The sequence below is a fragment of the Amycolatopsis sp. PSD-21 genome (assembly GCF_055561455.1).
The window spans coordinates 4,463,045-4,475,825 of sequence record NZ_CM145712.1 but is presented as its reverse complement, the minus strand read 5'-3'; the positions used below and the strand labels follow the sequence as shown (position 1 = coordinate 4,475,825).

The 12,781-nt window shown below is 69.6% G+C and carries 20 protein-coding genes; 6 read left to right on the top strand and 14 right to left on the bottom strand.

Annotated elements, in window-relative coordinates; all coding sequences use genetic code 11:
- Positions 1-18 precede the first annotated feature (18 nt).
- Complete coding sequence (locus ACZ1DY_RS21040) at positions 19-861, bottom strand: crotonase/enoyl-CoA hydratase family protein (protein ID WP_465485466.1); 843 nt, start codon at positions 859-861, stop codon at positions 19-21.
- A gap of 129 nt (positions 862-990) precedes the next feature.
- On the opposite strand from ACZ1DY_RS21040, the gene ACZ1DY_RS21035 reads away from it, so the two are divergent.
- Both ACZ1DY_RS21035 and ACZ1DY_RS21030 read left to right on the top strand, forming a co-directional pair.
- On the top strand, positions 991-1,878 hold the full coding sequence (locus ACZ1DY_RS21035) for an alpha/beta fold hydrolase (RefSeq protein ID WP_465485465.1): 888 nt from the start codon (positions 991-993) through the stop codon (positions 1,876-1,878).
- Positions 1,868-2,422 carry a GNAT family N-acetyltransferase gene (locus ACZ1DY_RS21030; RefSeq protein ID WP_465485464.1) on the top strand — a complete coding sequence of 185 codons (555 nt, stop codon included), beginning with the start codon at positions 1,868-1,870 and terminating at the stop codon, positions 2,420-2,422. The genes ACZ1DY_RS21035 and ACZ1DY_RS21030 overlap by 11 nt, the downstream gene beginning before the upstream one ends.
- Here ACZ1DY_RS21030 and cobA read toward each other — a convergent pair.
- The 6 genes from cobA to rpmB form a co-directional block, all read right to left on the bottom strand.
- Complete coding sequence (gene cobA / locus ACZ1DY_RS21025) at positions 2,410-3,627, bottom strand: uroporphyrinogen-III C-methyltransferase (protein WP_465485463.1); 1,218 nt, start codon at positions 3,625-3,627, stop codon at positions 2,410-2,412. The two genes, ACZ1DY_RS21030 and cobA, sit on opposite strands and share 13 nt — an antisense overlap.
- 54 nt (positions 3,628-3,681) lie before the next feature.
- Positions 3,682-4,089 (bottom strand): ankyrin repeat domain-containing protein, encoded by a 408-nt coding sequence (locus ACZ1DY_RS21020; protein WP_126732083.1) that lies wholly within the window; start codon positions 4,087-4,089, stop codon positions 3,682-3,684.
- A gap of 63 nt (positions 4,090-4,152) precedes the next feature.
- Entirely contained in the window at positions 4,153-4,401 is a 249-nt protein-coding gene (gene rpsR, locus ACZ1DY_RS21015; RefSeq protein WP_126732084.1) for a 30S ribosomal protein S18, read from the bottom strand.
- Positions 4,398-4,703 carry a 30S ribosomal protein S14 gene (gene rpsN / locus ACZ1DY_RS21010; RefSeq protein ID WP_034306410.1) on the bottom strand — a complete coding sequence of 102 codons (306 nt, stop codon included), beginning with the start codon at positions 4,701-4,703 and terminating at the stop codon, positions 4,398-4,400. Before rpsN ends, rpsR begins: the two co-directional genes overlap by 4 nt.
- A complete protein-coding gene (gene rpmG, locus ACZ1DY_RS21005; RefSeq protein WP_016334057.1) occupies positions 4,703-4,870 on the bottom strand; it encodes a 50S ribosomal protein L33 in 168 nt (55 codons plus the stop codon). Before rpmG ends, rpsN begins: the two co-directional genes overlap by 1 nt.
- Positions 4,870-5,106 (bottom strand): 50S ribosomal protein L28, encoded by a 237-nt coding sequence (rpmB, locus tag ACZ1DY_RS21000; protein ID WP_005149951.1) that lies wholly within the window; start codon positions 5,104-5,106, stop codon positions 4,870-4,872. The genes rpmG and rpmB overlap by 1 nt, the downstream gene beginning before the upstream one ends.
- Positions 5,107-5,190: 84 nt before the next feature.
- Between rpmB and mrf the strand changes: the two genes are divergently transcribed.
- Genes mrf through ACZ1DY_RS20980 form a run of 4 tightly spaced genes read left to right on the top strand, consistent with a single transcriptional unit; the run spans position 5,191 to position 7,926 of the window.
- Complete coding sequence (gene mrf / locus ACZ1DY_RS20995; protein WP_465485462.1) at positions 5,191-6,444, top strand: ribosome hibernation factor-recruiting GTPase MRF; 1,254 nt, start codon at positions 5,191-5,193, stop codon at positions 6,442-6,444.
- A complete protein-coding gene (locus ACZ1DY_RS20990; RefSeq protein WP_034306403.1) occupies positions 6,441-6,698 on the top strand; it encodes a type B 50S ribosomal protein L31 in 258 nt (85 codons plus the stop codon). The genes mrf and ACZ1DY_RS20990 overlap by 4 nt, the downstream gene beginning before the upstream one ends.
- Positions 6,698-6,856 (top strand): 50S ribosomal protein L32, encoded by a 159-nt coding sequence (gene rpmF / locus ACZ1DY_RS20985; RefSeq protein ID WP_005149940.1) that lies wholly within the window; start codon positions 6,698-6,700, stop codon positions 6,854-6,856. The genes ACZ1DY_RS20990 and rpmF overlap by 1 nt, the downstream gene beginning before the upstream one ends.
- A complete protein-coding gene (locus tag ACZ1DY_RS20980) occupies positions 6,853-7,926 on the top strand; it encodes a GTP-binding protein (protein WP_465485461.1) in 1,074 nt (357 codons plus the stop codon). Before rpmF ends, ACZ1DY_RS20980 begins: the two co-directional genes overlap by 4 nt.
- A gap of 229 nt (positions 7,927-8,155) precedes the next feature.
- On the opposite strand, the gene ACZ1DY_RS20975 is transcribed toward ACZ1DY_RS20980, so the two are convergent.
- From ACZ1DY_RS20975 to ACZ1DY_RS20945, 7 genes are read right to left on the bottom strand one after another with little or no spacing between them, the layout of a single operon-like run.
- A complete protein-coding gene (locus tag ACZ1DY_RS20975; RefSeq protein ID WP_125794207.1) occupies positions 8,156-8,452 on the bottom strand; it encodes a hypothetical protein in 297 nt (98 codons plus the stop codon).
- 53 nt (positions 8,453-8,505) lie between these two features.
- Entirely contained in the window at positions 8,506-9,357 is an 852-nt protein-coding gene (locus ACZ1DY_RS20970; RefSeq protein WP_465485460.1) for an LLM class flavin-dependent oxidoreductase, read from the bottom strand.
- 49 nt (positions 9,358-9,406) lie between these two features.
- Positions 9,407-10,813 (bottom strand): class I adenylate-forming enzyme family protein, encoded by a 1,407-nt coding sequence (locus ACZ1DY_RS20965; protein ID WP_465485459.1) that lies wholly within the window; start codon positions 10,811-10,813, stop codon positions 9,407-9,409.
- A 9-nt stretch (positions 10,814-10,822) separates the two neighbouring features.
- Positions 10,823-11,515: a DUF899 domain-containing protein gene (locus ACZ1DY_RS20960; RefSeq protein WP_465485458.1), complete on the bottom strand. Its 693-nt coding sequence runs from the start codon at positions 11,513-11,515 to the stop codon at positions 10,823-10,825.
- On the bottom strand, positions 11,512-11,961 hold the full coding sequence (locus ACZ1DY_RS20955) for an SRPBCC family protein (protein WP_465485457.1): 450 nt from the start codon (positions 11,959-11,961) through the stop codon (positions 11,512-11,514). Before ACZ1DY_RS20955 ends, ACZ1DY_RS20960 begins: the two co-directional genes overlap by 4 nt.
- Positions 11,958-12,293, bottom strand: coding sequence for an ArsR/SmtB family transcription factor (locus ACZ1DY_RS20950; protein WP_034306386.1), 336 nt, complete (start codon positions 12,291-12,293; stop codon positions 11,958-11,960). Before ACZ1DY_RS20950 ends, ACZ1DY_RS20955 begins: the two co-directional genes overlap by 4 nt.
- Entirely contained in the window at positions 12,283-12,714 is a 432-nt protein-coding gene (locus tag ACZ1DY_RS20945) for an SRPBCC domain-containing protein (protein WP_465485456.1), read from the bottom strand. Before ACZ1DY_RS20945 ends, ACZ1DY_RS20950 begins: the two co-directional genes overlap by 11 nt.
- Positions 12,715-12,781 lie beyond the last annotated feature (67 nt).

The window sequence follows — 12,781 nt, the reverse complement described above, 5'->3', positions numbered from 1 at the left end:
TAGGGCCGCCGGTTCTTTCTACTCTCCCTTGAACTCGGGCGCGCGCCGCTCGAGGAAGGCCTGCACGGCCTCGCCGAGGTCCTTGCTGGGCAGGAACGCCGCGTTCCACGCCGACACGTAACGCAGGCCGTCCGCGACCTGGCGTTCGGTGTTGGCCGAGAGCACGTTCTTGGTCCCCTGCACGACCAGGGGCGGGTTCGTGGCGATCTCCGCCGCCAGTTTGCGGGCTTCGGCCAGCAGGGTGTCCTGATCCGGGTGGACGTCGTTGACCAGGCCGATCTTCTCCGCGCGGGCGGCGTCGATGTCCTTGCCGGTGAGGGCCAGTTCGCGCAGATGCCCCTCGCCGATGATCGGCGCGAGCCGCTGCAGGCTGCCGAGGTCGGCCACGATCGCGACCTTGACCTCGCGCACGCTGAACTTCGCGTCGGCGCTCGCCAGGCGGATGTCCGCGGCCGCGATCACGTCGACGCCACCACCGATGCACCAGCCGGAAATGGCCGCGATGACCGGTTTGCGGCATTCCGCGATCGAGGACACGCTCGCCTGGAGGGTCTTGACCTCGTCGAGGAACTTCGTCCGCGGACCCGCGAGGGCGTCGCCGCCGAGCATTTCGCCCCAGCTGGGCATCATGGCCGGCAGATCGAGCCCGTAGGAGAAGTGCTTGCCGCTCCCGGTCAGCACGACCGCCCTGACCTGCGGGTCCGCGTCGAGCGCCCGGAAGACGATCGGCAGCTCACGCCAGAAATCGGGGCCCATCGCGTTGCCCTTGGACGGACCGAGCAGCGTCACTTCGGCGACGTGCCCGTCGATCTCCACCTTGAGCGAAACGAGATCGGGAAGACTGTCAGCTGTAGCGGTCATGAGGTCATCTTGACTCATGTGATTGACAGGCTGCCAACGGCCACTGTGCCTGGCCGCCCCGGAGATGCTTTCCTAATACCGACGAGTACTACCGGTGAGTACCGACGATCGACGAAGGGACGGTGGGACATGAGCCCGGCCAGCAGCGCCACCGCGGTCGCCGACCTGCCCGCTCCGAGCACCGCGCGCGGGCGCGAACGATCTTCCCGGCCGATCGAACTGTCGGGATCCTTCACCCATGAGGGTCACCGGCTCGCCTACACCGAGTTCGGCTCCGGTGACCGGGTGGTCGTCCTCACCCACGGCATCATGCTGACGAGGCGGATGCACGCCCCGCTCGCCCGCAGGCTGGCGCGCGCCGGTTTCCGCGTGGTGACCCTCGACCTGCTCGGGCACGGCGATTCGGACCGGCCCACCGAATCCTGGCTGTACTCGATGCCCGCGTTCGCCGAGCAGACCGTCGCGCTGCTCGACCACCTGGAGATCGACGCGGCCGTCGTCGGCGGGACGTCACTCGGTGCCAACGTCGCGCTCGAAGTGGGCGTCGCCGCCCCCGAGCGCGCGCTGGGCCTGGTCGTCGAGATGCCCGTGCTGGACAACGCGATCGTCGCGGGGCTGATCACGTTCGCGCCGCTGCTCATGGCCGCCCGGTTCCTGCCGGTGACCGTGCAGGGCGTGGCGCTGGCGGCGAAGCTCGTGCCGCACGGCAACCAGTGGGTCGACGTCGTCACCGACACGCTGTCCCAGGAACCCGCGCCGATGGCCGCACTCCTGCACGGGGTGCTCTTCGGCCGGATCGCGCCGCCCAAGTCGATCCGGCGCAAGATCGAGACACCGGCGCTGGTCATCGGGCACGAGCGCGATCCGATCCACCCCTTCGGCGACGCCGACACGCTGGCCGCGGACATGCCGGCGGCCGAGTTCGTCCAGGCCCGCAGCCCGGTCGAGTTGCGCTTCGACCCGACCCGGCTGACCGAGGCCATCGCGGACTTCTCCACACGCTGTCATGACCGCTGACCCGGCGCCGGTCCGCGACGCGGAGGAACTGCGGACCGGGCGGCTGCTCCTGCGCCGCCCGGGTCCCGCGGACCTCGACGCGATCTTCGCGCTCCACACCGATCCCGCGGCCTGCGCGCACAACCCCTCGGACCTGGTGGAGACGCGGAAAGAGGCGGAGTTGCTCCTGCTCCGCTGGTCACACCAGTGGAACCGGTACGGCTTCGGGTACTGGACGGTCCGGCGGCACGACTCGGCGGAACCGCTGGGCTTCTGCGGGGTGAAGATCGTCGGCTTCCGGCGGCGCCCGGTGCTGAACCTCTTCTATCGCTTCTTTCCCTCGTCCTGGGGTGCCGGATACGCCAGTGAGGCCGCCACCGCGGCGGTGGACTGGGCCCGCGCCCACCGGCCGGACGACCTCGTGATCGCGCGCGTCCGGCCGGAGAACGTCGCGTCACAGCGGGTGGCGCTGCGGGCCGGGCTGGTCCGCGCCGGGCACCTCGACACCCCCGGCGACGACGGGACCGACTGGTTCTACGTCTCGGACCCCGGTTACGAGGGCTGAGCCAGCCCCGCCACCGGGCCGAAGACGATCACCGCGGGCGGCCGCACCCCGGCCGCCGCCGCGTCCTCGACCACCTTGTCCAAAGTGGAGCGGAGCACCCGCTGCGTGCGCATGGTGCCGTCCTCGACGATCGCCACCGGCGTGTCGCCGGGCCGCCCCGACTGGAGCGCCTTGGCGAATAGCGGGAGTCGCTCGACGCCCATCATCAACACGATGGTGCCGCGCATCTTCGCCAGCAGATCCCAGTCCACCAGCGATTTCTCGTCGTCCGGTGCGACGTGCCCGGAGACCACGACGACCTCGTGCGCGACGCCGCGATGGGTCACCGGGACGTCCGCCGCGGCGGGGACGGAGAACGCGCTGGTGATCCCGGGGACCATCGTCACCGGGATGCCCGCTTCGGCGCAGGCGAGGACTTCTTCGAAGCCGCGGCCGAAGAGGTACGGGTCGCCGCCCTTGAGCCGCACGACGAACTTGCCGGCCTTGGCCCGCTCGATCAGGGTGGAGTTGATCACGTCCTGGCTGGCGGCGCGGCCGTACGGGATCTTCGCGGCGTCGACGATCTCGACGTGGGGCGCGAGTTCGTCGAGCAGTTCGCGCGGGGCCAGCCGGTCGGCGACGACGACGTCGGCCCTGGCGAGGAGACGGCGCCCGCGCACGGTGATCAGTTCCGGATCCCCGGGGCCACCGCCCACGAGGGCGACCCCCGGGAGGTCGCCGTGGACGTCCGGGACGCGGCCGTCGGCGACGGTACCGGCGCGGAGTCCGTCGAGGATGCTGTCCCGGACGGTGGCCGACCGCAGCGGCTCGCCGCCGGAGAGCACGCCGACCAGCAGCCCTCCGTGCCTGCCCGAGGCCGGGGTGACCGCGCTGCCGAGATCCCCGTCGTCGGCGCGGACGCAGAACACCCGCGCGCGCTCGGCTTCGGCGCAGACCGCGGCGTTGACCTCGGGATCGTTCGTGCACGCCAGCGCGTACCAGGCGTCGGCGAGGTCGCCCTCGGTGTAGCGGCGCTCGTGCCAGACGATCTCGCCCGCGTCGGCCATGGCGCTCACCGACGGCGTGGTGTGCGGCGAGATCAGTTCGACCCGCGCGCCGGCACCGATCAACCGCGGCAGGCGGCGCTGGGCGACCGTCCCGCCACCGATCATCACGACACGACGGCCTGCCAGGTCGAGGCCGGAGAGGTAATGCGGGTCATCCATGCGGGGCAGTGTAAGGATTCAGCGCCCCGGACCGCGATCCGAGTGAGAACCGCCTCAGCTCTCCAGCAGTGCCAGCAGTTCGGTGTTGCCGAACATCCTGGCCGCGTCGATCGCCGACGGCTCCCCCGCCGTCGCGTCCGCGCCGCCCTTCAGGAGCGCCTTCACGACCTCGGGCTCGTTCTTGAACACCGCGCCGGCCAGCGGGCTCTGTCCCCGGTCGTTCTGGCGGTTCGGATCGGCGCCGCGTTCGATCAGCGCGGCGACGGTCTCGGCGTGTCCGTGGTAGGCGGCGAGCATGACCAGCGTGTCACCCCGGTCGTTGGTCAGGTTCGCCGAAATGCCGGCGTCGACGTACGCGGCGATCTCGGCCGTGGCGCCCGAGCGCGCGAAGCCGAACACCTTGGCCCACAACTCCAGCAGTTCGGGATCGAATTCCTCGGCCTGTCCGGGGTTCTCCGTCATGGACTCGATTCTTCCACAGGGCCGCGGTCCGGGCGGCGAGTCGCACCGCCCGGACCGGTGGCGTCAGCGCCCCGCGTTGGGGTAGGGCAGCAACGCCATCTCGCGGGCGTTCTTGATCGCCGTGGCGACCTGTTTCTGCTGCTGGGGCGTCAGCCCGGTGACCCGGCGGGCACGGATCTTGCCGCGGTCGGAGATGAACTTCCGCAGCAGGTCGACGTCCTTCCAGTCGACCTCGGTGATCTTGTTGGCGTGCAAGATGTTCGTCTTGCGCTTGAAGGGACGGTCGCGGCCTGCCTTGCCCATCGCGCTCACCAGCTCGACTTCGTGACGCCGGGCAGTTCGCCGTTGTGCGCCATCTGCCGCATCCGGACGCGCGACAGCCCGAACTTCCGCAGGTAGCCACGCGGGCGGCCGTCGGCGGTGTCGCGATTGCGGATCCGGGTCGCGCTGGCATCGCGCGGCATCGCCTGCAGGGCCGACACGGCCGCGGCCTTCTCCTCGGGCGACGCGGAGGGCGAGGCGATAGTGGCCTTCAGCTCACGCCGTCGTTCGACGTAGCGGGCGGCGATCACCTTGCGCTGCTCGTTCTTGGCGATCTTCGACTTCTTGGCCATCAGCGCTCCTCCTTGAACTCGACGTGCTTGCGCGCGATCGGGTCGTACTTGCGCAGCACCATGCGGTCCGGGTCGTTCCGGCGGTTCTTCTTGGTGACGTAGGTGTAGCCGGTGCCCGCGGTCGAGCGGAGCTTGATGATCGGCCGGATGTCGGTGCTCTTGGCCATCAGAGCTTCACCCCTTTCGCGCGGAGCTCGGCCACGACTGCCTCGATCCCCCGCTTGTCGATGGTCTTCATGCCCTTCACCGAGACCCGCAGGCGGACCCAGCGCCCTTCGCTCGGCACGAAGTACCGCTTGGCCTGCAGGTTCGGCTCCCAGCGCCGGGACGTGCGCCGATGCGAATGCGACACCTGCTTCCCGTAACCCGGTTTGCGGCCGGTGACCTGGCACACGGCGGACATACACCCTCCCAAGTTGATATCGGTTGTCGTTTTCATTTACTCTACACAGCCGAACCAGAACGCCCTCGACGCCCCGGAGCTTCAGTGACCGACAACCCCCGCGTGCCCCTCGTCCTGATCAGTGGCCTCGCACCGGGACCGAACGCCGACCTCGCCGAGCGGCTGCGCCTCGCCGAGCCGGGTACCGCCGTCGTGCACCACGACCTGAGGCAGATCCACTCCGGAGTGGTCAGGCGGCGGATCCGGCTCGGCGACCGCGACCAGCTGACCGTCCTCGAACTGGCGCACGGCTGCGTCTCGTGCACGTTGCGCGAAGACCTGCTGCCGCTGCTGCGCAAGCTTTCGCAGATGCCTCAGGTGCGGCGCATCGTGGTGCGGCTCGACGAGGCGATGGAGCCCGAGCCGGTGAGCTGGGCGCTGCACAACGTCCTCGTCGGCGAGCGGCCGGTGATCGAGGACGTCGACCTGCGGGCCGTGCTGACGGTCGTCGACTGCGCGGGCTGGCTGGCCGACAGCACCGGTGACGACACCCTGGCCGAGCGGAACCTGCGGGCCAGCCCCGAGGACGAGCGCACCGTCGCCCAGGTCGCGCTGTCCCAGGTCGAATTCGCCGACCTGCTCGTCCTCGCCGGCGTGGCGACCGACGCGTGGTCCGCGGCGAAGGCTTCGGCCGTGCTCGACCGCGTCGCACCGTCGATCCCGCGCGTCGAGCTGTCCACTGTGGACGGGGAGACCGTGCTCGACGCCGTCCCGTCCGACGCCCGGCGCGGTGAGGTCACCGACATGCACGGGCCGCTGCTGCGGGGCCAGCCGCCGTTGCACACCGACTGCGGCATCGGGCTGCTCACCTTCACCTCGCAGCGCCCGTTCCACCCGGAACGCCTTCACGACGCGATCGACGTCCTGCTCGACGGTGTCGTCCGCACCCGGGGGCGGCTCTGGGTGGCGAGCCAGCCCGACATGGCGCTGTGGATCGAGTCCGCGGGCGGCGGTCTCGGCGTCGGGCACGCCGGGCCGTGGCTCGCCGCCCCGGACGGTCCGGACTGGGCCGACGTCTCCCCCGAACGCCGCACCCTCGCCTCCCTGCGCTGGGACCCGCTGTTCGGCGACCGCGCGCAGGAACTGGTCGTCGTCACGGATCAGGCCACCCCGGACGAGATCGAAGCCGCATTGAACGGGGCGCTGCTGACCGAGGAGGAACTCGCCGCCGGTGAGCAGGAATGGCTCCGGTACCCGGATCCGTTCGGCGAGTGGCACGAAGAACCGTGCGAGGACACGGAAATCGACCCTGAGAAGCACGACGTGAACGCGTCGAACCGAAAGGACGAAACGCAGTGAAACCGGGAATCCACCCCGACTACCACCCGGTGGTGTTCAAGGACCTCTCCACCGGGGACGCCTTCCTGACACGCTCCACCGCCACCTCGGAGCAGACCATCGAATGGAGCGACGGCAACACCTATCCGCTGGTGAACGTCGAGATCAGCTCGTGGTCGCACCCGTTCTGGACCGGCAACCAGCGGATCATGGACAGCGCGGGCCAGGTCGAGAAGTTCCACCGCCGCTACGGACGCCGCGGAGGGTCGAAGTAATGGCCGTCCCGAAGCGGAAGATGTCGCGCAGCAACACCCGGTCCCGGCGTTCGCAGTGGAAGGCGGCCGTACCGGATCTGGTGCCGATCAAGGTGAACGGCGAGACGAAACTCGTGCCGCGCAAGCTGATGAAGCATTTTCATCAGGGTGGGGAATGACGACGCCGGTCACGGTGCTGTCCGGTTTCCTCGGGGCGGGTAAGACGACCGTGCTCAACCACGTCCTCGCCAACCGCGACGGGCTGCGGGTGGCGGTGATCGTGAACGACATGAGCGAGGTCAACATCGACGCCGCGCTGGTGCGGGACGGGAACAGCCTGTCCCGCACCGAGGAACGGCTCGTCGAGATGACCAACGGCTGTATCTGCTGCACCTTGCGCGACGACCTGCTGGAAGAGGTCTCGCGGCTGTGCGAGGACGGCCGGTTCGACTACCTGCTCATCGAATCGAGCGGCATCTCCGAGCCGATGCCCGTGGCGGCGACGTTCTCGTTCCTGGACGCCGCACGGCTCGACACCATGGTGACCGTGGTCGACGCGGTGAACTTCGAGCGGGAACTGGCGGCCGGGGACGCGCTGGCCGAACGCGGGCTCGACCAGTACGACGGGGACGAGCGGACGGTCAGCGACCTGCTGATGGACCAGATCGAATTCGCGGACGTCCTCCTGCTGAACAAGGCGGACCTGGTCCCGGCCGTCTCCCTCGACCGGCTGACGGCGGTGCTGCGGCGGCTCAACCCGGCCGCCGACGTCGTCGTCTCGACGCACGGCCGGGTCCCGCTCGACCGGGTGCTCGGCACCGGGCGCTACGACATCGAGCGGGCGCAGGAGGCACCTGGCTGGGTGGCGGAGCTCAACGGCGACCATGTTCCGGAGACCGAGGAGTACGGGATCTCCAGCGTCGTCTTCCGAGCCTCGCTCCCTTTCGACCCGGAGCGGCTATGGGACTTCGTCGGGCGGCTCGACACCGGGGAGTTCGGGACGGTCCTGCGGTCGAAGGGGTTCTTCTCGCTGGCGTCGCGGCCCGGGGTGACCGGGCTGTGGTCTCAGGCGGGTTCGGTCGCCCGGTTCGAACCGCAGGGTGTCGAGGAGGCGCCGCGGCAGGAACTGGTGTTCATCGGCGTGGGGCTGGAGAAGGACGCTCTGCTGGACTCGCTGCGGTCGTGCCTGGCCGCCGGTCCGGCCGGGGCGGATCCGTTCCCGGAGTGGGAAGCGATGCACGTCCACTGAGCAGTACGCCTCGTGAGCGGTAAGGACGGTTCTAACCCGTCGGTGTCGCGAAAGCCACTTTCGGGACACCAGACGTCTCGAAAGTGGCTTTCGCGACATGCGCACCAGGGCCGTGGCCAGGCCCGGCGCCCTTCATGTGCTCGGACAGGGAACACCGGTACCGGAGGGGTCGAGTCTCGTGAGTGGTAAGGACGGTTAGAACCGTCCTTACCACTCACGAGGACGAGGGTCAGTGGTCGTCGTAGTGGTCCCCGTGCGCGGCGTGGCGGTGGCCGTCGTGCAGGTAGTCGACGTGGTCACCGTGCGGCACCGCGACATGACCGCAACCCTCGCCGTGCGCGTGGTCGTGCCCCTGGTGCGGGATGTGGTCGCCGGTCTCGCACTCGTCGAAATGCCCGTCGTGAGCACGGTGCAGGTGCCCGTCGTGCACGTAGTCGACGTGGTCTCCGTGGGGTACGGCGACGTGGCCGCATCCTTCGCCGTGAGCGTGCGTGTGGCCGGCGTGTTCGGTGTGCGCGGCGGTCATGACCGGGTCCTTCCTCAGCGGAAATGCCTGATCAGGCGGACCGTAGCACCGGTTTACGGGCCCAGCAGCGCTCTCACCCGACCGAGTGCACGCACCTGTTCGGCCCAGCGCGGGCCCGCCAGCCCGACGACGATGTGGGCCGCTCCTGCCTCCCGGTACGCCGCCAGCCGCTCGGCGACGGTCTCGGCGGAACCGGTCAGGGGCAAGGAGAGCGCCTGGTCGAGCGACATCCCGTAGGCCTCGTTGATCCCTGTCGCCAGATCCGCCGCTGTCGGCAGATCCGCGCCTTCCCCCAGTGCGCCGGTGGCGCCGACCGCGATCACCGGGTTCGCGACGCCGAGATCCGTCAGCCGCCGCCGTCCGTCGGCGACGGCGTCCGGCGGCAGGAGCGACGGGAACCACCCGGTGCCGTGCTCCGCGACGCGCTGGAGCACGAGCCTGCCCCGATTTCCGACCCAGATCGGCGGGACCGCCACCGCCGGTGCCAATTCGACGACGGCGTCGCCGATCCGCACCTCATTGCCCGCCAGCAGATCCGGCAGCAAACGGAGCGCCTGGTCGGTGCGCGGGCCACGTTCGCCATACGGCACCCCTGCCGCGGCGAACTGGGCTTCTCCCCCGCCCGAGCCGATGCCGAGGATCAGCCGTTCGCCCGACACCTTCTGCAGCGTGGCGATCTGCTTGGCCGCCCACGCCAAGGGCCGCATCGCCGGGACGAACACGCTGAGCCCGATCCGGATCCGGGTCGTGACCGCGGCGGCGACCCCCAGCCCGACCGTGCTGTCCAGCGATGGACGGCCGGTCATCAGGTGATCGCCGAGGAACACACTGTCGAGGCCCGCGTCCTCGGCCTGCCGGGCGGAGACGCGGAGGTCGCCTGCCGGGAGGATCACACCCAGTTTCATGAGCCCATCGTGCGACCTCCACTCGGCTGGAGGTCAAGGCGCGGATCGGTCAGGCGATGCGGCGGCGGTGCCCGGCCCAGAACGGCTCCCGGAGCGCCCGCTTGTCCACCTTGCCGATCGCCGTCAGCGGCAGCGCCTCGGCGAAGTCCACATCGGACGGTACGAAATGCTCCCGGCCGAAGAACTCCCTGGCATGTGCCCGGACTTCTTCGGCCGACAGCGCTCCCGAGGCGACCACCACGGCGTGGACCCGCTCGCCCTCGCCACCGTCGCCCGGCACACCGAACACGGCAGCGGCACGGATCAGCGGATGCCGCGCGAGCGCGTTCTCGACCACGGTCGAGTACACCTTGGTGCCGTGCTCGCCGGTGATGATGACGTCGTTCGCCCGGTCCAGCAGGTAGAGGTACCCCTCGTCGTCGAACCGCCCGAGATCACCGGTCCGCAGCCAGCCGTCCCCGATCGGCGCCGCCCCGTGGTACCCGACCATCATGGACAGTCCGCGCACCAGGACCTCCCCGTCGTCGATCCTGGCCTCCATCCCCGGCACGATCCGGCCAACGGACTCGAGCCGCTCCGGCCTGCCGTCGAGTTCCGCCGCGGAGATGCTCGCGATCATCGGCGCCTCGGTGAGCCCGTAGCCCTGCCCGACCACGGGCCCGAACACCTCGAGCGCCTGAGCCAGCCGCCTCGGCGGTAGCGGGGCGGCACCCAGCGAAAGCTGCCGCACACTGCCGACGTCGGTCGACACCATGGCCGGGTGGTCGAGCACTTCGGCCAGGCGCGCGGGCGTGAGGGACAACGCGGTGATCCGGTGTTCCGCGATCGCGTCCAGCACGGTGCCCGCGTCGAAGCCCCGCAGCAGCACGACACTCTCCCGTCGCAGGATCGCTCCCAGCACGGTGGCGTTGCCGGTCATATGCGTCATCGGCGCGATCAGCAGCGTGCGGCCCGGACCCGCCGGATCCGGCGCGAAGATATGCGCCATCCCGTCGTAGATCCCGCTGTGCCGGATGAGTTTCGGCGTTCCGGTCGTGCCTCCGGTGGGGAAGACCACGGTGACCGACTCCGGCAGTCCGGCCGGGTCGGTCCCATCGCGGTCCGTCAGTTCGTCGAGCGTGATCACGCGTGCGGGCCAGTCCGACGGCCGCTCGGTCACCAGGGTCGTGACCCCGGCCGCCTCGACCGCGGCGACGCGATCCGGCGAACTCGCCGACGCGGCGACGAGCAGCACCGTCGCGCCGCGCAGCTGTGCGGCGATCTGCAGGAGAACGGTTTCGGGCCGGTTGCCGGCGTCGATGGCGACCACCCCGCCCTCGGGCAGTCCCGCGTACATCCGGCGCACCAGGTCGAACGCCTTCGCGTAGCCGATCTCCACACCGTCCTGGACGAACAGCACCTCGTCGCCTCCCGAGCGCAGCGCGTCCAGCACCCGGGTCAAGAACAGACTCTCCACCGGCGGACCCTAACCCACCGAGCAGCACCCGCCTCCGGACGAAGCGGCGCCCTCGTAGGCGTCGTGCCAGTTCCACCACTCGTACGGCGGCGTCTGCGGATAGCCCTCCGGCGAGTCCTCCCACTCCTCCTGCCGTCCCAGCGCGGTGATGTCGAGGTAGCTCCACGTGCTCCCCATCGCCTCGTCGCCGCGATTGTTGACGAAGTAGGTCCGGAACACCTGGTCACCCTCGCGGATGAAGGCGTTGGTGCCGTGCCACTCGTCCACGCCGAAGTCGACGTCGAAGTCGCCGGCGATCGTGTACCACGGCATCGTCCAGCCCATCCGCGCCTTCATCCGCGCGAGATCCGCCTGTCCGCCCCGGGATACGAAGGCCAGGGTGGTGTCGCGGGCGTTCAGATGCGCGACGTGCGCGACCTGGTCGGCCACCAGCGAGCATCCTTTGCAGGCGTGGTCGGGGAACCCTTCCACGCCGGGATCGAAGAAGGCCCGGTAGACGATCAGCTGACGGCGTCCCTCGAACAGGTCGAGCAGGTTCACCGGGCCGGACGGCCCCTCGAACTCGTACGCCTTCTCGACGGGGAGCCACGGCATCCGGCGCCGCTCGGCGGCGAGCGCGTCTCGGGCTCGGGTCAGCTCCTTTTCCTTCACCAGCAACCGAAGGCGTGCTTCTTCCCATTCGGCCGCGGTCACCGTGTTCATCGCGCCAGCTCCGCGGGCAGGACGCTTTGCCGGTTCGGCCGCCCCTCCCCGGTGGTGATCAAATCGCGCAGGCTGGTGCCGACGTAGAAGCTCCACGCCTTGTGGCAGACGTCGAAGCATTCGTACTCCGGGACCAGCCCGTGATGGGTGAAGCGCGCTTCGGTCTTGCCGTCCTTCTCGGTGATTTCGAACGTGATCGTGGTGCCGACCCATTCGGTCTCGTCGCGGGTGAAGTCGAAGTGGTTTTCCAGCACCAGCCAGGAGACCTTGCGGCCGGGCACAGACTCGGTGATCCGGATCCGGCAGCGGTGCACCTCTTCGTAGTGGTACTCGAATTCGTCCCCGGTGAACTCGATCTCTTCCGACCACCACCGGCGGACGTCGGTGAAGGCGTCGAAGACCTGCCGCGGTGTCTGATCCACGGTGAAACTCGTCGTGAAGCTCATGATGAACCCTCCAGATGGTCTTTCAGAGCCGCCAGCGGCCCGTCCCAGTCACGGGCGAGCGCGGCGAGGAATTGCTGGGCGACCTGCATCGGGGCCGAGTGCAGCCGGTAGCGGACGCGGCGCCGCTCCCCCTGCTCCGGGATCACCAGGCCCGCGTCGGTGAGCAGGGCGAGGTGCTTGGCGATGGCCTGCCGCGTGATCGGCAGCCGGTCGGCCAGGTCGGTCGCCGTGGCCGGGCCGCCCGAGGCGAGGACGGCGAGAATGCTCCGCCTGCTCGGGTCGGCCAAGGCGACGAAGACCTGTTCGGCGATCGTTTCGTTGTCAGGCGGCATCGAGGTATTCGATCAGTTCGCCCAGCTCGGCCGCCCACCCCTTCGTGTTCCCCTCGAAGGCGACCTGGTGCGCGTCGTCCGGCAGCTGGGAGAAACCGGACTCGACGACGGTGAGCCGCGTGCCGCCATCGTTCGGGACCAGGGTGAACTCGACGTAAGTGCGGCGGGGGTCTTCGTCGGGGAGGCCGTAGATGTTCCAGGTGAAGCCGAAGACCTCCGGCTCTTCGACGCGCTCGACGCGCATCTTCGCCTGGTGCCCCTCGTCCCATTTCATCTCGGCCGCACCGCCGGGCCGCAGGTCGATGCTCGCCTGGTTGCCGAACCACGTGCCCAGGCCCTCGGCCGTGGTCAGCGCGGCCCAGACCTTCGCGGGCGGGTGGGCGATTTCGACGGTGCGTTCGATCCGGTCGGGGAATCCCACGACGGCCTCCTCAAGTAGCAATCAATCGGTTGCTATAACTTTGTATAGCAACCGACTGATTGCGTCA

What these genes read in the sequence shown, in the direction of transcription:
- ACZ1DY_RS21040 (WP_465485466.1), bottom strand. Translation starts at nt 861, where the DNA reads ATGACCGCTACAGCTGACAGTCTTCCCGATCTCGTTTCGCTCAAGGTG.
- ACZ1DY_RS21035 (WP_465485465.1), top strand. Translation starts at nt 991, where the DNA reads ATGAGCCCGGCCAGCAGCGCCACCGCGGTCGCCGACCTGCCCGCTCCG.
- ACZ1DY_RS21030 (WP_465485464.1), top strand. Translation starts at nt 1,868, where the DNA reads ATGACCGCTGACCCGGCGCCGGTCCGCGACGCGGAGGAACTGCGGACC.
- cobA (WP_465485463.1), bottom strand. Translation starts at nt 3,627, where the DNA reads ATGGATGACCCGCATTACCTCTCCGGCCTCGACCTGGCAGGCCGTCGT.
- ACZ1DY_RS21020 (WP_126732083.1), bottom strand. Translation starts at nt 4,089, where the DNA reads ATGACGGAGAACCCCGGACAGGCCGAGGAATTCGATCCCGAACTGCTG.
- rpsN (WP_034306410.1), bottom strand. Translation starts at nt 4,703, where the DNA reads ATGGCCAAGAAGTCGAAGATCGCCAAGAACGAGCAGCGCAAGGTGATC.
- rpmG (WP_016334057.1), bottom strand. Translation starts at nt 4,870, where the DNA reads ATGGCCAAGAGCACCGACATCCGGCCGATCATCAAGCTCCGCTCGACC.
- rpmB (WP_005149951.1), bottom strand. Translation starts at nt 5,106, where the DNA reads ATGTCCGCCGTGTGCCAGGTCACCGGCCGCAAACCGGGTTACGGGAAG.
- rpmF (WP_005149940.1), top strand. Translation starts at nt 6,698, where the DNA reads ATGGCCGTCCCGAAGCGGAAGATGTCGCGCAGCAACACCCGGTCCCGG.
- ACZ1DY_RS20980 (WP_465485461.1), top strand. Translation starts at nt 6,853, where the DNA reads ATGACGACGCCGGTCACGGTGCTGTCCGGTTTCCTCGGGGCGGGTAAG.
- ACZ1DY_RS20975 (WP_125794207.1), bottom strand. Translation starts at nt 8,452, where the DNA reads ATGACCGCCGCGCACACCGAACACGCCGGCCACACGCACGCTCACGGC.
- ACZ1DY_RS20970 (WP_465485460.1), bottom strand. Translation starts at nt 9,357, where the DNA reads ATGAAACTGGGTGTGATCCTCCCGGCAGGCGACCTCCGCGTCTCCGCC.
- ACZ1DY_RS20960 (WP_465485458.1), bottom strand. Translation starts at nt 11,515, where the DNA reads ATGAACACGGTGACCGCGGCCGAATGGGAAGAAGCACGCCTTCGGTTG.
- ACZ1DY_RS20955 (WP_465485457.1), bottom strand. Translation starts at nt 11,961, where the DNA reads ATGAGCTTCACGACGAGTTTCACCGTGGATCAGACACCGCGGCAGGTC.
- ACZ1DY_RS20950 (WP_034306386.1), bottom strand. Translation starts at nt 12,293, where the DNA reads ATGCCGCCTGACAACGAAACGATCGCCGAACAGGTCTTCGTCGCCTTG.